This is a genomic window from Tolypothrix bouteillei VB521301 (genome assembly GCF_000760695.4).
GTDB classification, from domain to species: domain Bacteria; phylum Cyanobacteriota; class Cyanobacteriia; order Cyanobacteriales; family Nostocaceae; genus Scytonema; species Scytonema bouteillei_A.
On record NZ_JHEG04000001.1, the window covers coordinates 6,569,732 to 6,585,549 of the forward strand.

Below are 15,818 nucleotides of genomic sequence, written 5' to 3' on the forward strand. Positions count from 1 at the left end.
AGCAGGAAGTTATACAATTAATAACTAGATTTTTTTCTTTTGAGCTTTTGCTTCTTGCGTCGCTGTTGAGAAGAAACAACAGCCTGGTCTATCGGATAACCAATAAGAGGAATCACTTGATATTTTCGCTCATCCTCTAGTTTTCTGAGTTTTGTGTAATCAACCCAGTGAATGCAATCAACCGGACAGGTATCGATCGCTTCCTGAATTACGTCTTCTGGGTCTCCATCTTGACGCATAACACGAGAACGCCCGTAATCTTCTTCTATATAAAACGTATTACGGGCAACGTGAGCGCAGTGCTTGCAGCCAATACAGGTAATTTCATCAACGTATACTCCTTTTTGCCGGAGCACACCCCCTAACTCTGGTTCAAAACCGGAACGTTCTGGGTCATCTCGTAAAAAACCCCCCAATTCTGGCTCTAAACCAGAACGATGCTCCTCCCCTTGTTCCGGTGAAAGGAAATCGGACATCAAGAACTCCAGCGTTGTACGAGTAGGCGGATTGAACCATCTTCATTCTTTTGCTGTTCGGCAACTTGAAATCCAGCACGAGCCGTTTCTTTCACAACTGTGTGGTACGCATAGCGCTGTGTCACTTTACGTAGAAACCCTTCTACGGTTAAGTTTTGTTGCCAGTACTGTAGATCGGCAACCAGCTCGTATTCTTGACCATTCCATCTAAAACCGATGTCATAACCGTTATCTTGTTCGATGGTAATTTCGGCATTCTGCTTTTGACCGCGATATCCACGGACTTCACGTGGACCCTGTTTCCAGTCTAGCCCCAACTCTGATAAAGCATCTTTCAAAGATTCAACGTTACGGATTTGGGTTTTAATTTGGCTAAAATGTGACATGGTGGTTGTAACTCGATGAAACTAAACTTTGTATGAAAACTTACCAATCGCTGAAAGCGCTCTGTGTATTCGCTACACTAGTTTCCTGTACCTTAGTAGCAAAGTGTTCCGATGTTGGCTCTTGACTTAGTACCTGTCCCAGCTGAGCCTCTATGGCTTTTGTAACTTCCGCACAGGAAGAACCCACTATGCCAGTGACCTTTTCTTGTACCCGACCGTCTGGATAAATTATGAATTCTAATGTTTCCATGCTTTATAGCCAACCAAAACACTAAGCTTGGACAGTAATACTGTAGAAAGCAGCTACTGAAGTAGCTCTTTGGGACAGCGTTTTCCCTTAGCTACAAATTTGCCACTTTGTTAACTAATGTTCCATCTCTCAAAATATATATCTCAGAAAGTTAACAAAAATTATTATGTTTGTAAGTCTTTACCTCTGATATTTGTTAGTTTCCCTTAACCTTATCAAATAGTCAAGCTTCAAAATTCTATTTGTACTGAATGTGCCACAAATCTTAAAAACAAGCAGTAGCAGCATCTAAAGGTCTCAAAAGCTGAAAAATTATTGAAAAATTTTATCATTACCATTAAAGCTGAATTATTAAAGACTCCTTAGGCTGTATGAGCCGAAATAAGGAGTGTACGGTAAGCTTGATATCTATCGCAACAAGTGTATTGACCATGAATCCACAACAGGTAAAAGGTTCTACCTCTTTCGCAGGTGCAATCCGCGTAGGCGTACTGGGTTTTGGCGGACTGGGGCAAGCAGCAGCCCGCGTACTTGCTCCAAAACGTGAAATGATTTTAGTGGCAGCAGCAGATAACAAAGGTTTTGCTTGTGCCACTGAAGGGTTAGACGCTCAAGCTTGTATTGCAAAATACCAAACCCAGGGGTCAGTAGGTTATCTAGAACCTTATGGAACTCTGACAAATCGCAGTATTGAGGATTTGCTGGACAAAGCAGAGATTGTAGACGGATATTTTTTGGCTTTACCTAACTTACCCAATAACTTTATTCCCTCTGTTGCCAAGCAGTTTATTAATTCTGGTTGGCGTGGGGTACTGGTAGATGCCATCAAGCGCACGAGTGCCGTTGAACAACTTTTAGACATGAAAGAAGAACTGCAAGCTGCAGGAATAACTTACATGACAGGGTGTGGAGCAACACCAGGGCTGTTAACAGCCGCAGCAGCAATAGCCGCCCAAAGCTACGCCGAAATTCATAGGGTGGAAATTACCTTTGGTGTGGGAATTGCGAACTGGGAAGCTTACCGCGCTACTATTCGTGAGGATATTGCCCACATGAGCGGTTTTGATGTAGAAACTGCTAGGGCAATGACGGACGCAGAAGTAGAAGCCCTTTTGGATAAGACTCATGGTGTGCTGACATTAGAAAATATGGAACACGCCGATGATGTGATGTTGGAGTTGGCGGGAATTGTGGATCGCGATCGCGTTACAGTGGGTGGTATAGTAGACACCCGAAATCCCAAAAAGCCCATCAGTACAAATGTCAAGATTACGGGTCGTACATTTGAAGGGAAAATTTCTACCCACACTTTTACTTTGGGAGATGAAACCAGCATGGCTGCTAACGTCTGTGGTCCTGCCTTTGGGTATCTAAAAGCTGGTATTGAATTGCATCGGCGTGGAATTCACGGCATATTTACTGCTGCTGAAATTATGCCCAAGTTTGTTAAATAATCGAGCAGGGGGCATGGGGTCTTGGGCATTAGTTTTTTTAATACCTGTCCCTTGTCTCTTGTGTCCCTACCCCCAACCCCTAAGTTTCTGCAGATAAACCATCTGAAGATAGGTTTCCTATTGTGCTTTCCTCAAATAATAGTTCCGGTGTAGAAATTACAACAAAAGGAAGATAAGCACCCGCAAAACCTCTTTTAATCCGTTCTGATGTCTCGGGAAATAAAACAAACAATGGATATACAGTGTTTGTACCTTCACTCAAAATATGTTTGTAACGGGCGGGCATCAGCCATTCATAGTCTTTATCCAAATAAACTTGCGTTTGTCGCCAGCGTCCCAACATATCGGAAAAATCTTCGTGAGGACGATGAATAAAAATCAAGATTTCAGGTCCAGTTTTAATTTTCCATTCAGGATCGCACATCAAGATAGCGACATCACAGGGTAGGCGAATTGCTTCAGCTATCGTGGCTTCCCTACGAAGATGGACAACAGGTAATGGAATTGCAATAACGCTTTCATCCGGACGTCGCAAGCTTGGAATCATTTCTAGATAGGGGCGGTGTTGCTTTAGCAGTGCGATCGCAGCCACAGTATTGCTATACTCCGCCAAACACGCTTCATAATGTGATTTTTGTACAGGCATAGGAATGATGAATTATAAATTATGAATTATGAATGATGAATTATGAATTGAATGGTGTAAAATTTATCATTCATAATTCATCATTCGTTTAGCCCAGCTTTTCAAAGACTGCAAATAGAGGTAAATACATCGACATCAAAATAGTACCTACCATACCGCCTAAAACCACAATCATAATTGGTTCTAAAATGCTCGTTAATGCTTTTACTGCTTGCTCAACCTCATCTTCATAAAAATCGGCAATTTTCATCAACATTCCATCTAATTCACCTGTTTCCTCTCCAATACTAATCATTTGAATTGCCATAAGAGGAAAAACTTTTTCTTTTTGCAAAGCGATACTAATCATACCGCCTTGTTGGATTTCCATTTTTGCAGCATCAATGGCATTAGCAACAACCTGGTTTCCCGATGTATCTCGCACAATTTCTAAAGATGTCAGAATGGGTACACCCGAACGAGTCAAAGCACCAAAAGTTCGGCTAAAGCGAGCAACAGAAGATTTTTGAATTAAGTCACCAAGCAAAGGCATTTTCAGTGAAAGGCGGTCAATAGTTTCGCGACCAACTCTAGTTTTGTAATACTGTTTATAGGCAATCTGAAAACCTACAACAACACCAACGACAATTATCATCCGCCAGCTTCGGAAGGTTTCACTACAAAACATCATGAATTGGGTTAGAGGCGGTAATGTTGTTCCTAATTCCTCAAAAATCTTAGCAAAAATTGGAATCAAAAAAACTGTCATCCCTACAAAGATAGTAATTGCTATGAAGCTAACAGCAACGGGATAAGCCATTGCTGATTTAATTTGGTTTTGTAATCGTGCAACATCTTCTAACAACTTGGCTAAACGATTCAAGACTTCATCCAAAACACCACCGACTTCGCCAGCCTGGATCATGCTGACATATAAACCGTCGAAGCAATCAGGATATTTACGCATTGCGTCTGAAAGGTTAACACCATTTTGAACTTCAGCGCTAATACCTACAAGAGCTTGTTTAAGTTTAGGGTTACTACATTGTTCGGCTAAGACCCCTAAACTTCTAACAATTGCTACGCCTGCATTGACCAATGCAGCAAGCTGACGTGAAAAAACAGCTTTATCCTTAACAGAAACGCTAGTGAATTTTGTTGAAAGTTGTTTGATATCAAAACCTTGGGCTTGTTTTTTAAGGTCTTGAACGACATAACCCTGTTGTCTTAAAGAAGTCCGGGCGTCAGCCAAGGTATCTGCTACAACTTTTTCTGTTTTCGCTTTTCCTTGCGAATCTTTAACACGAGCAACAAATGTTGGCATAGTATAACGATATTAATTGCTAATTGTTATTGGCTAATGGCTAATAGCTAATGGCTAATGGCTCGATTAGCTATTAGCCATTAGCCATTAGCAAAATTAATGTGCTTTCACAGCTGGTTTAGCACCTGGTGTAGGTGGAGGTGGCGCACCAGGACCAATAAGGCGCTGAACTTCATCTGGCTTAGAAGTCTTAGACATTGCTGCTTCAAAAGAGATAGTTCCTGCTTTGTATAAGTCAGCTAAAACTTTTTCTAGAGTTTGCATTCCCAACTTACCTCCTGTTTGAATAGCGGAGTAAATTTGAGAAGTTTTTCCTTCTCGAATTAAGTTAGAAATAGCTGGTGTTACCACCATAATTTCTTGAGCCATCACCCGACCGTACTCACCTGGTTTGGGATTTTTCTTAGGAACTAGTGTTTGGCTGAAAACTGCTACCAAGGAGTTAGACAATTGCACTCGCACTTGAGTTTGCCTTTCATGAGGGAAAACGTCGATGATTCTATCTACCGTTTGTGCTGCGGAACTGGTGTGTAGCGTCCCAAAAACTAAGTGTCCTGTTTCTGCTGCAGAAATCGCCAAAGAAATTGTTTCCAAGTCTCGCATTTCACCAACAAGGATGATATCTGGATCTTCCCGAAGTGCTGCTCTTAAAGCATTGGCAAAACTCTTAGTATCTTCATTAAGTTGTCGTTGGTGGATCAGACTTTTAACAGGTTCATAAACAAATTCAATAGGGTCTTCTACAGTCAAAATGTGTTCTGCTTTAGTGCGATTGATTAAGTCAATACACGCTGCTAAGGTTGTGGTCTTACCAGAACCTGTAGGACCCGTAACCAAAACCAATCCTCTGGGCTTATCTACCATTTCCCGAACAACATCTGGTAAACCCAATTTTTCAAAGTTAGGAATCTTAGAACTGAGGGCTCGCAAACAAGCAGCATAGGCTCCACGTTCTTTATAAACGTTAACCCGGAAACGTGCCAATCCTTTAACACCATAAGAACAATCTAACTCCCAAGTTTGTTCTAAGGTTTTACGTTGAGTGTTATTCAACATACTAAAAATCAGTCTTTGGCACTGATCTACTGTCATTGGTTCCTCACCAATAGGAGTTAGTTTGCCACTAATACGAAAATAGGGAGGCAATCCTGCAGATAAGTGCATATCTGAACCGCCCATTTCAATCAATTGCTCCATTAAATCTTCAATCATCAATTCCATTGTTTTATTTCCTTATTGTTAGGGGACAGAAGTGAAGGGTTAGCCATTAGCCATTAGCCATTAGCCATTAGCCATCAGCCATTAGCCATCAGCCATTAGCCATCAGCCATTAGCCATCAGCCATTAGCCATTAGCCATTAGCCATTAGCTAATCCTGAAATCTAGGCGTCATACAGTATGGACAATCAAGCCATTCCGGCTGCAATCCAGCATTGCAAGTTTTACAAGTAAGACCGCTTTTGCGTTTGGCTTTTAACTCTGCTTCTAGACCCGTATCGGTGAAGGTGACTCGTTCTACTTCTTCTAAAGTGGTGGAACCTTGACGTACAAGATCTAAGCTGTAAGCGAGTAGGGTTTTCATCCCTTCTTCCACTGCGACTTCTTTAATACGTTCTGTTGGGGCTTCTTCGGTAATCAGCGCTTGCAGGCGTTCGGTCACTCGCATGACTTCATAAACACCGCAACGTCCTTTATAACCAACGCCGTTACACTCGGGACACACATGATTCTTGGATTTAGCTTCTTGAAGTTGCTCTGCTGAGAGAGTATTCGCTTTGTAAAAAGTGATACCTGCTTCTTGGCTGGCTGATAGCCCGTAGCGTGCTAGTTCCTCTACAGTGGGAGTGTAAGGAATGCGACAATTGGAGCACACACGCCGAACCAAGCGCTGTGCCAATACACCGATGAGGGAGCTAGAAACCATGAAGGATTCAATCCCCATTTCTCCCAAACGAGCGATCGCACCAGGAGCATCGTTTGTATGTAAGGTCGTGAGAACTAAGTGACCTGTTAACGCAGCCTCAATAGCAGTTTTTGCTGTTTCTTTGTCGCGCGTCTCACCCACTAGTAACACATCAGGGTCTTGCCGTAAGAAAGCTCGCAGAGCCGTTCCAAAGTCTAGCCCTTTTTCCCGAATCACTTGTACCTGAGTAATTCCGGGTAAGCTGTATTCAATTGGGTCTTCTACCGTACTGATATTAATTCCGGGAGAGTTCTTTTCTGAAAGAGCGGAATACAGGGTTGTGGTTTTACCAGAACCTGTTGGTCCGGTGACTAGAATTAGACCAAAGGGACGAGCAACCATCTCTTTGACTATATGCAGTGTATCTGGATCTGTAATCAGCTTATTCAAACCCAGTTGTGTTGAGGAGTTATCCAAAATCCGCAGTACTACCTTTTCCCCATAGCGGCTGGGCAAAGTATTGACACGAAAGTCAACCTTGCGTCCCTCAAACATGCGTCGAATTCGTCCGTCTTGAGGTAAACGTCGTTCGGCAATATCTAGATTAGAAATGATTTTGAAACGGGCTGTGACAGCAGGAATGATTTTTTTCGGCAAAGGGTCAAAAGCTTCACGCAGCACCCCATCTTTCCGAAAACGGATGCGTAAATTTTCTTCCTGGGGTTCGATGTGAATATCGGAAACCTTTTCGTGTAAGGCTTTAGCAAGAATTCTATTAACCAAATTAATGACAGGTGCATCTTCAGCCCCTTTCATTGCTGCACCCAAATCGGCTTCGCCGTCTTCGGGTGCTTCTTCCATATTGAGATTTTCTAAATTTTCTAAATCCTGATTGATATCTGTAAATTTTTCCTGCTCTATGTGCTTTTGCCGAACAGCGAGTTCATCCAAATACTGGTTAATGAGTTGTTGGTAGTCCTCTTGGGTAATTACCATGCGCTGCAACGCCAATCCCTGCGGGCGCAAGATCCGGTTTAAGTCATCGGAAGCCTCTAAGTTATCTGGTGCTACCATTGCTACCAAAACAGAGGGTGGGTTTTGGTCATCATGTTTTGCTAAAGGAACCAAGCGATGGCGACGACAAATATCAACTGGAATGAGAGTGTCGATGAGTTGACCAACAGTTGTTTGTCCAACTTGGCTAACTTCCGGATCGAGCGATTCAACACCGTATAGTATTTTGAGTTCAAATAGTTGCTGTTTTTTATACTGTCTGAGTAACTCTGGTGTTAGCTGTCTGCCTGAAATAGTTTCCAATACTTCTGTCAGGGGTCTGCCTGACTTGCGGCTTTCTATCAGCGCTTGTCTCATCTGTTCGCTGTCAACAAAGCCAGATTGCACAAGTTTGTTGCCGAAGGGCGAAAACTCAGCTCTTGTTGTAAGAGCAGTACTGCGCCTCTGTGGTGACGAGTAAGTCATAGTGTATCGTTAGTTGCGAAAACCTCTAACTAGAGTATTCCCAACCTTGAAGACAGAATTGACATCGACACTCAGTAAATTTAATACAAAAGTAAAGATTTTATCTTTAGGTTCGAGCTTAGGGAGTAAGACGTCGGGGTTAGGCAATATGCTTATTGCTCATTATTCAGAACTATGTTGTGGTTTCAGTAGTTTCTAGTAAAATGGAAGAGTTTATATAGTATTTCTACGGTAATGCTTTGTAACTATCAAACGATACAACTCTTGCAACTTAGAAAAAGCTGATAAGCTGTCGTACATAAAATTTGCACCCTTGTGACTTGGAAAAAATAAGTCAAAACCTTCCCCACTCTCCGTTTCCTCCTCTCCCTTGCGATCGATATGAGAAAATTAAAGGCGGCACAGCTTATCCAACCCGGTACTTTTTATAAAAAGTTATCGTAGAAGTAGCAGAAAATTGTACGCGTAAGGATAAATGAAGCTTAACATCCTCACTTTCATTCTATAAATTCTATTTGCGGGAGTGACTTGATACTTTATACTTCATACTTCAGGTGACCGCTTTTTGCTTCAAAAATTTATTATTAGCTGCAAGATGTAGCGATAACCGTAAAATATTGCGTCTGGAAAAAGTACACAATGGTAGACGAAAATCAACAGCAGAACAATACAAATCAGCAATCAGGTGAACTCACTGAGGAACAGCAAACAATGACCGACTCCACAGTTCAAATCAATGCCAATGACACCGGAAATGAGGTGAATCAGCAGTCAGACACTCAAACTGAGACCGTCTTAGAAACAACCGCTGCCAATCAAGACAGCAATGTGACTGCGACTGCTGAGACCACAAGCTATGAATCTAAAGCGAAAGACACTGAACTGACTCAACAAATTGAGTCTCTCAAAGCGCAGCTAGAAGAGCGCAGCACTCAGTATATGAGAATTGCGGCTGATTTTGAAAATTATCGCAAGCGCAACCAAAAAGAGAAAGAAGACTTAGAACAGCAGCTCAAGCGCAATACAATTACGGAATTACTCCCAGTTGTCGATAATTTTGAACGGGCGCGGGCACAAATTAAACCTCAGAATGATGGTGAGATGACCATTCACAAGAGCTATCAAGGTGTTTATAAGCTCTTGGTCGATTGTCTCAAACGTCTCGGAGTTTCCCCGATGCGTCCCGAGGGTCAACCCTTCGATCCAAATCTACATGAAGCAGTATTGCGGGAACCTACGGATGAATATCCTGAAGGAACAGTGTTAGAAGAGTTAGTGCGCGGATATTACTTGGGCGAGCGAGTGCTGCGTCATGCTATGGTCAAAGTCGCTGCTCCAAAGGAAGATACCCCTTCTTCTGAGGACGATCTCTCAAGTTCTGCAAATAGTTGAACAGCTATCAGCTATTTGTCCGGTGTCATTAGTCATTTAGTATTGGTTAACACCTCTTGACTAATGACAGGATTGACATAATTGACCGCAAATAGTGTATCCGCGTACATAATCAAGCCCGAAGTGCGTCAGCGCCTGACCGGTGGGAGCATATCTATAGCTAACACCGGGAATTGCTGCTCAATCCCAGGGAAATAAATACTGTGTAAAGATACCGATATTTATGAGCAAAGTTATTGGGATCGACTTAGGCACTACCAACAGTTGTGTCGCGGTTCTAGAAGGTGGTCAGCCGATTGTTATTTCTAATTCAGAAGGTGGGCGAACAACTCCCAGTATTGTGGGATTTGGAAAGGGTGGCGATCGCTTGATCGGTCAATTGGCAAAGCGTCAAGCTGTGACAAATGCTGAGAATACGATTTTTAGTATTAAGCGTTTTATTGGGCGTCGTTGGGAAGATACTGTTGCAGAACGAGAGCGTGTCCCATACAACTGTGTCAAAGGTAGAGACGAGACTGTCGATGTTCAGATTCGCGGGAGCAATTATACGCCCCAAGAAATTTCTGCCATGATCTTGCAAAAACTCAAGCAAGATGCAGAAAGCTTTTTGGGTGAATCTGTGACCCAGGCAGTAATTACAGTACCGGCGTATTTCACAGACGCTCAAAGACAAGCCACAAAAGATGCAGGTACTATCGCCGGACTTGAAGTCTTGCGGATTATCAACGAGCCGACGGCAGCTGCCTTAGCCTTTGGGTTGGACAAGCAAGACCAAGAACAATTGATTCTGGTGTTTGACTTGGGAGGTGGAACCTTCGATGTATCTATTCTACAACTTGGAGATGGGGTATTTGAAGTCAAAGCCACTTGTGGTAACAACCATTTGGGAGGCGATGATTTTGACAACTGCATAGTGCTCTGGATGGTAGAACGCTTCAAGCAGCAGGAAAGAATCGATTTGACCCAAGATAAAATGGCGTTGCAACGCCTGCGAGAAGCGGCTGAAAAGGCAAAAATTGAACTTTCAAGCATGGGTTCCACTTCCATTAATTTGCCGTTTATCACTGCTAACGAAACGGGTCCCAAGCATCTGGAAATGGAACTCACCCGCGCCAAATTTGAAGAGATGGCAACAAGTCTTATTGAAGCCACCATTGAACCAATGCTTCAGGCGCTTAAAGATGCCGAACTCAAACCTCAAGATATTGACAGAATTATTTTGGTGGGCGGTTCCACCCGCATTCCTGCGGTTCAAAACGCCCTCATGAAATTTTTTAACGGCAAAACTCCCGATCGCTCTATTAACCCCGATGAAGCAGTCGCGCTAGGGGCTGCTATCCAAGCGGGTGTTTTGGGTGGCGAAGTTGACAATCTACTTTTGCTGGATGTAACACCCCTGTCACTTGGAATTGAAACTTTGGGAGAAGTGTTTACAAAAATTATTGAACGTAACACCACAATTCCCACAAGCAAGTCTCAGATCTTTTCTACCGCAGTGGATGGACAAACCTCTGTAGAAATCCACGTCCTCCAAGGCGAACGGGCAATGGCGCGGGATAACAAGAGTTTGGGGAAATTCCTTTTGACAGGAATTCCACCTGCACCCCGTGGCGTACCCCAAATAGAGGTTGCCTTTGAAATTGATGTCAATGGTATTCTCAAAGTTTTGGCACAAGACAAAGGCACGGGGCGAGAACAAAGTATTCGGATTACCAATACAGGTGGCTTGAGTGCCAACGAAGTCGAAAGAATGCGGCAACAAGCGGAAATGTTTGCCGAAGAAGACAAAAGACGCATACAGTTGGTCGAACTTAAAAACCAAGCGGACAATTTGGTCTACAGTTATGAATCGACCATTAAAAGCAATGGCACGGTTGTTAGCGACCAAATAAAAGCCTTAGCTGATGAAAAATTGCTCCGCCTAAAAGCATTGGCTACTGACGAGAACATCTCGGTAGCGGAATTCAAAGAGTGTTTGGAAGACTTCCAGCAAACTTTGTTTAATCTTGGTGCTGAAGTATACAACCGTGCTGGGACTCCAAGTGATGACGCCTCTGAAGAATCAGAAGCGACATTGAAGTTAGAAGAACCTGTCGCCTCGGTCAGTGGAACAGCAACCCCGCAATTTAATTTTGATTTTGAAGACGAGAATACCATGCAGGCTGATTATGAAGCGATAGACTAGTAGGCGGCTAATGGCTAATGGCTAATGGCTAATTGCTGATGGCTAATTGCTACAAACCACTAGCCCTATCTCCTTACGGAGAGCTAGTTGCTGTGAGTTCGGGCTAACCCTCTTATGGCAATGAGCTTGCTAGGCACAAGGGAACTTACTGGTCTCACCGTTCGTAGCGATGAACTCACCATTAGCCCTCCGGGTATCTCCTTACGGAGACGCTATGTGCAAGGCACACGCTTCGCGATGCCGCAGGCTATGCCCGTAAGGGCTGTACGCGTTGCGAAGCTATGCCCGCAGGGCTATACGCCAGTCGCCAGGGCGCGGGAAACCCGCCTATGGCACCTTCGTGCCACGCTGCGCTATCAGCGCTGGACTCACCATTAGCCATTAGCAATTAGCCATTAGCCATTAGCTAAATACGGTTTTCCACACTTTTTGGTGCGGCTAGTACATCTGTAAAATAGGCAGAGTTTTTGTCAAGTACGTAGCACAATGGTAAGGAGGGCAGTACAAAACTGTCACTTTTACTGTTTGCTACTTTGGATGACATCTACTTTTATCTTTGAGTACTGAATTATTCTAGATTATGATAGTCAGTACTGCTTGCTAGGGTTGAAACAGTTCGCTCTCGTTACTTTTCAATCCCAAATCTAAAATCTAAAATCCACGTATCGATATAACCTAGTAGCTTCAACGGCACTTGGCATTGAAAAATTGTTATGGTGATTTTTGTAAAAGGTAAAAGGTAAAATCAAAGATTAAGAAGTTTTAACCCTTGCCTTCTGCCTACTCGAACTTTTGAGAGACGGCAAAGCCCGAAGTGCTCCGCACTTCAGCTAACGCTGCTCAAAGTTCTTTGTTGCCTAGCTGCTTTCTACCTTTTAACTTTCACCTTTGCTATATGGCTCGCGACTATTATGAAATTTTAGGTGTCTCTCGTGACGCCGACAAAGAAGAAATCAAACGCGCTTACCGCCGTTTAGCCCGGAAGTATCACCCAGATGTGAACAAAGAACCGGGTGCAGAGGAACAATTTAAAGAAATTAACCGCGCATATGAAGTGCTATCCGAGCCGGAAACCCGTGCTCGTTATGACCGCTTTGGTGAAGCTGCTGTAAATGGTGGAGCTGGTGTAGGCTTCCAAGATATGGGTGATATGGGCGGTTTTGCCGATATCTTTGAAAGTATTTTCAGTGGCTTTGCTGGTGGTATGGGGGGTACGACGCAAAGGCGTCGCGGCGGACCCGTTCGTGGCGATGACCTGCGGTTAGACCTAAAGTTAGACTTTAGAGAAGCGGTTTTTGGTGGTGAGAAAGAAATTCGCATTTCTCATCTTGAAACTTGTGAAGTTTGTACCGGTTCTGGTGCTAAGCCGGGAACCCGCCCGCGTACTTGTTCAACTTGTAGTGGATCGGGTCAAGTTCGACGCGTAACCAGAACACCCTTTGGCAGTTTTACTCAAGTGTCCACGTGTCCCACCTGTAATGGTACGGGAATGGTCATAGAAGACAAATGTGACGCTTGTGAGGGTAAGGGCGCAAAACAGGTTACCAAAAAGCTGAAAATTACCATCCCTGCAGGCGTAGACAATGGCACCAGACTGCGGATCTCCTCAGAAGGTGATGCCGGTCAGCGTAGCGGTCCTCCTGGGGATTTATACGTTTATTTATTTGTGAATGAGGATGAGGAATTTCATCGCGATGGAATTAATATTCTCTCAGAAATCAAAGTCAGCTACCTACAAGCAATTTTGGGCTGCCGTTTAGAAGTAAACACGGTAGATGGGCCAGTGGAATTACTTATTCCACCCGGAACTCAGCCAAACACGGTGATGAAATTGGAAAATCATGGCGTACCTCGCTTGGGCAATCCCGTAAGTCGTGGCGACCACATGATTACAATATCAATTGATATCCCGACAAAAATTACGGCTGAAGAACGAGAACTGTTGGAGAAGCTAGCTAAAATAAAAGGAGATCGTACTGGTAAAGGCGGTCTAGAAGGATTTTTGGGAAACTTTTTCCACCAACGATGAATCTACCTTCCCTCTCAACTCCTAACGCTCAATTGGACTTACGCGGCACTCCTTGCCCGATAAATTTTGTGCGAACAAAACTCCGTCTCGAGCAAATGCAGCCCGGTCATTTGCTCGAAGTTTGGTTAGATCCAGGAGAACCAATTGAGCAAGTTCCTGATAGTCTGACTGTGGCAGGCTTTCAAGTGGAAAAAATTGAAAATCGTAATGAGTATTATTCTTTGCTAGTCCGCCGTCCCGTACCTGTCTCATGAGAGGGGAAGACCTAGAAACTACTGGGCAGTTATGGGGTACGGTTTTAGCCGTACAGGCTAATTTTTATCGAGTTCAGTTAGATTTGGAAGACAAGGGAGACAAGGAAGATACAGGTAACCCCTCTCCCCATCCCCCCCTCTCCCCATCCCCCCCTCTTTCCTCTCCCCATCCCCCCCTCCTCCTGTGTACCCGCAGAACTCGTTTGAAAAAAATCGGGCAACAGGTTATGGTAGGCGATCGCGTGGTTGTTGAAGAACCTGACTGGGCGGGTGGTAGAGGAGCAATTTCAGAAGTTTTACCCCGTAGAAGTGAATTAGATCGTCCGGCAATTGCTAATGTGGATAGAATTTTGTTAGTCTTTGCCGTGGCAGATCCGCCTTTAGAACCTTACCAATTGAGCCGTTTTTTGTTAAAAGCTGAGTCCACAGGTTTAGACGTGGTTTTATGCTTGAATAAGAGCGATTTGATTTCCACCGAACAGCAAAGAGAAATTAGCGATCGCTTAGCCAGTTGGGGTTACGAACCACTGTTTGTCAGTGTCAATCAAAGTATAAATATTAACAAAATAGCAACTAGTCTTAAAGAAAAAATTACCGTTATAGCCGGACCATCAGGTGTTGGAAAGTCTAGCTTAATCAATGCACTCATTCCCAATGCCAACCTACGAGTAGGAGAAATTTCCGGCAAACTAGCAAGAGGTCGCCATACCACCCGTCATGTAGAACTATTTGAAATGCCAGATGGTGGTTTGCTTGCGGATACTCCTGGTTTTAATCAACCCGACCTTGATATTGCGCCTGAAGAATTAGCAAGTTTATTTCCAGAAGCAAGGCAGAGACTAGCTGTAGAAAGTTGCCGTTTTAGTGATTGCTTGCATAGAGAGGAACCGGAGTGTGTAGTGCGTGGAGATTGGGAAAGATACCAGCACTACTTAGATTTTCTAGAAGAAGCCATCCTGCGTCAAACTCATCTCAATCAACAAGCAGATCCTGAATCAACTGTCAAGGCAAAAACCAAAGGAAAGGGACAGACTAAGTACGAGCCAAAGCTCGAAAGTAAAAAATATCGCCGTGTCTCTCGCAAGACTCAGTTGCAAGAGTTACAAGAGTTATATCGGGACGAGGAATAAGGGGCTTCCAAATCAACTCCCGAACAGCCCTTTATTACTTAAAAACGTAGGGTGAGTGTGGAGTGTCCACCAATAGTGCCAATGCGAATAGCGCTAGCAGCAAGCGGTTTTAAACCGATAACATATTTGATTTAAAAGGATAACATATAAATAAAAGCAAGGTCTTGTATGTCTCAGCCGCTTGCCACCACCTCTGTCGTAAAGGATGATACTCAAGGTATAATTTTTCCACCTGGTGACCTTTATAGCGACGAACCCCCCTTGGAAAGCGATCTACACCGCGAACAAATTGAATTGCTTGTCCGCCTAATCAAGTGGTATTGGCGAGAACGTCAGGATTTTTATGCCACGGGTAACCTAACTGTATATTTTAGCCCCAATCAAAAAAAGTCGGAAGATTTCAGGGGACCAGATTTCTTGGTAGTTTTAGATACAGAAAAGAAAGACCGCAAAAGTTGGGTGGTATGGCAAGAAGACGGTAAATATCCCAACATCATCATAGAGTTGTTATCAGATTCCACTGCGGCTGTTGATAGAGGACTGAAAAAGCAAATATACCAAAATACATTTCGGACTCCTGATTACTTCTGGTTTGACCCAGTGAGTCTGGAATTTCAAGGATTTCACATACTAGATGGGCAGTATCAAGAACTGATACCAACTCCAGAAGGTTGGTTGTGGAGCCAGCAGTTAGGGCTGTATTTGGGAGTGGTGGAGCGAAAATTGCGCTTTTTCACCCCAGATGGACAGCTAGTACTGCTACCGGAAGAGGACGCAAACCAACAACTGGAGCAGGAAAGGCAAAAGGTTGAAAGATTAGCACAAAGGTTGCGAGCCGCAGGAATTGACCCAGATGAACTGGTATAAAACGCGTTCTTGATGACCCTTGTAACGCTTGTATTGGTTTCATTTGCGGTATCAGACAACCTAC

General features: G+C 43.7%; 14 protein-coding genes. 7 read left to right on the plus strand and 7 right to left on the minus strand.

Annotated features, from left to right (window positions below; genetic code table 11):
• Nucleotides 1–17: 17 nt before the first annotated feature.
• The 3 genes from HC643_RS26620 to HC643_RS26630 are packed head-to-tail and all read right to left on the minus strand — an operon-like array spanning nucleotide 18 to nucleotide 1,112.
• Nucleotides 18–476 carry a ferredoxin gene (locus tag HC643_RS26620; protein WP_038084516.1) on the minus strand — a complete coding sequence of 153 codons (459 nt, stop codon included), beginning with the start codon at nucleotides 474–476 and terminating at the stop codon, nucleotides 18–20.
• Nucleotides 476–862 (minus strand): DUF1257 domain-containing protein, encoded by a 387-nt coding sequence (locus HC643_RS26625; RefSeq protein ID WP_038084518.1) that lies wholly within the window; start codon nucleotides 860–862, stop codon nucleotides 476–478. The genes HC643_RS26620 and HC643_RS26625 overlap by 1 nt, the downstream gene beginning before the upstream one ends.
• A 40-nt stretch (nucleotides 863–902) precedes the next feature.
• Nucleotides 903–1,112: a DUF2997 domain-containing protein gene (locus tag HC643_RS26630; RefSeq protein WP_038084520.1), complete on the minus strand. Its 210-nt coding sequence runs from the start codon at nucleotides 1,110–1,112 to the stop codon at nucleotides 903–905.
• A 431-nt stretch (nucleotides 1,113–1,543) separates the two neighbouring features.
• On the opposite strand from HC643_RS26630, the gene bioU reads away from it, so the two are divergent.
• The gene (gene bioU, locus HC643_RS26635) at nucleotides 1,544–2,566 is read left to right on the plus strand and encodes a (S)-8-amino-7-oxononanoate synthase BioU (protein WP_038084522.1); all 1,023 of its coding nucleotides are present in this window, start codon (nucleotides 1,544–1,546) and stop codon (nucleotides 2,564–2,566) included.
• Nucleotides 2,567–2,645: 79 nt separating this feature from the next.
• Here bioU and HC643_RS26640 read toward each other — a convergent pair whose 3' ends face one another.
• The 4 genes from HC643_RS26640 to HC643_RS26655 form a co-directional block, all read right to left on the minus strand.
• Nucleotides 2,646–3,212, minus strand: a complete 567-nt coding sequence (locus HC643_RS26640) for a hypothetical protein (RefSeq protein ID WP_038084524.1) — start codon at nucleotides 3,210–3,212, stop codon at nucleotides 2,646–2,648.
• Nucleotides 3,213–3,300: 88 nt separating this feature from the next.
• A complete protein-coding gene (locus tag HC643_RS26645; protein ID WP_038084526.1) occupies nucleotides 3,301–4,515 on the minus strand; it encodes a type II secretion system F family protein in 1,215 nt (404 codons plus the stop codon).
• A 96-nt stretch (nucleotides 4,516–4,611) separates the two neighbouring features.
• Nucleotides 4,612–5,736 carry a type IV pilus twitching motility protein PilT gene (locus HC643_RS26650; protein ID WP_038084528.1) on the minus strand — a complete coding sequence of 375 codons (1,125 nt, stop codon included), beginning with the start codon at nucleotides 5,734–5,736 and terminating at the stop codon, nucleotides 4,612–4,614.
• Between the two features lie 148 nt (nucleotides 5,737–5,884).
• A complete protein-coding gene (locus HC643_RS26655) occupies nucleotides 5,885–7,897 on the minus strand; it encodes a GspE/PulE family protein (protein ID WP_038107478.1) in 2,013 nt (670 codons plus the stop codon).
• Nucleotides 7,898–8,536: 639 nt separating this feature from the next.
• On the opposite strand from HC643_RS26655, the gene grpE reads away from it, so the two are divergent.
• The 6 genes from grpE to HC643_RS26685 all read left to right on the plus strand — a co-directional run bounded on the left by grpE (nucleotide 8,537) and on the right by HC643_RS26685 (nucleotide 15,754).
• Nucleotides 8,537–9,289 (plus strand): nucleotide exchange factor GrpE, encoded by a 753-nt coding sequence (gene grpE, locus HC643_RS26660; RefSeq protein ID WP_038107479.1) that lies wholly within the window; start codon nucleotides 8,537–8,539, stop codon nucleotides 9,287–9,289.
• A 223-nt stretch (nucleotides 9,290–9,512) separates the two neighbouring features.
• A complete protein-coding gene (gene dnaK, locus HC643_RS26665; protein ID WP_038107480.1) occupies nucleotides 9,513–11,474 on the plus strand; it encodes a molecular chaperone DnaK in 1,962 nt (653 codons plus the stop codon).
• An 895-nt stretch (nucleotides 11,475–12,369) separates the two neighbouring features.
• Nucleotides 12,370–13,503, plus strand: a complete 1,134-nt coding sequence (dnaJ, locus tag HC643_RS26670; protein WP_038111957.1) for a molecular chaperone DnaJ — start codon at nucleotides 12,370–12,372, stop codon at nucleotides 13,501–13,503.
• Nucleotides 13,500–13,757, plus strand: coding sequence for a sulfurtransferase TusA family protein (locus HC643_RS26675; RefSeq protein ID WP_038111954.1), 258 nt, complete (start codon nucleotides 13,500–13,502; stop codon nucleotides 13,755–13,757). The genes dnaJ and HC643_RS26675 overlap by 4 nt, the downstream gene beginning before the upstream one ends.
• On the plus strand, nucleotides 13,754–14,887 hold the full coding sequence (rsgA, locus tag HC643_RS26680; RefSeq protein WP_050046821.1) for a small ribosomal subunit biogenesis GTPase RsgA: 1,134 nt from the start codon (nucleotides 13,754–13,756) through the stop codon (nucleotides 14,885–14,887). Before HC643_RS26675 ends, rsgA begins: the two co-directional genes overlap by 4 nt.
• 168 nt (nucleotides 14,888–15,055) lie before the next feature.
• Nucleotides 15,056–15,754, plus strand: a complete 699-nt coding sequence (locus HC643_RS26685) for a Uma2 family endonuclease (protein ID WP_167844758.1) — start codon at nucleotides 15,056–15,058, stop codon at nucleotides 15,752–15,754.
• The last annotated feature ends 64 nt before the right edge of the window (nucleotides 15,755–15,818 follow it).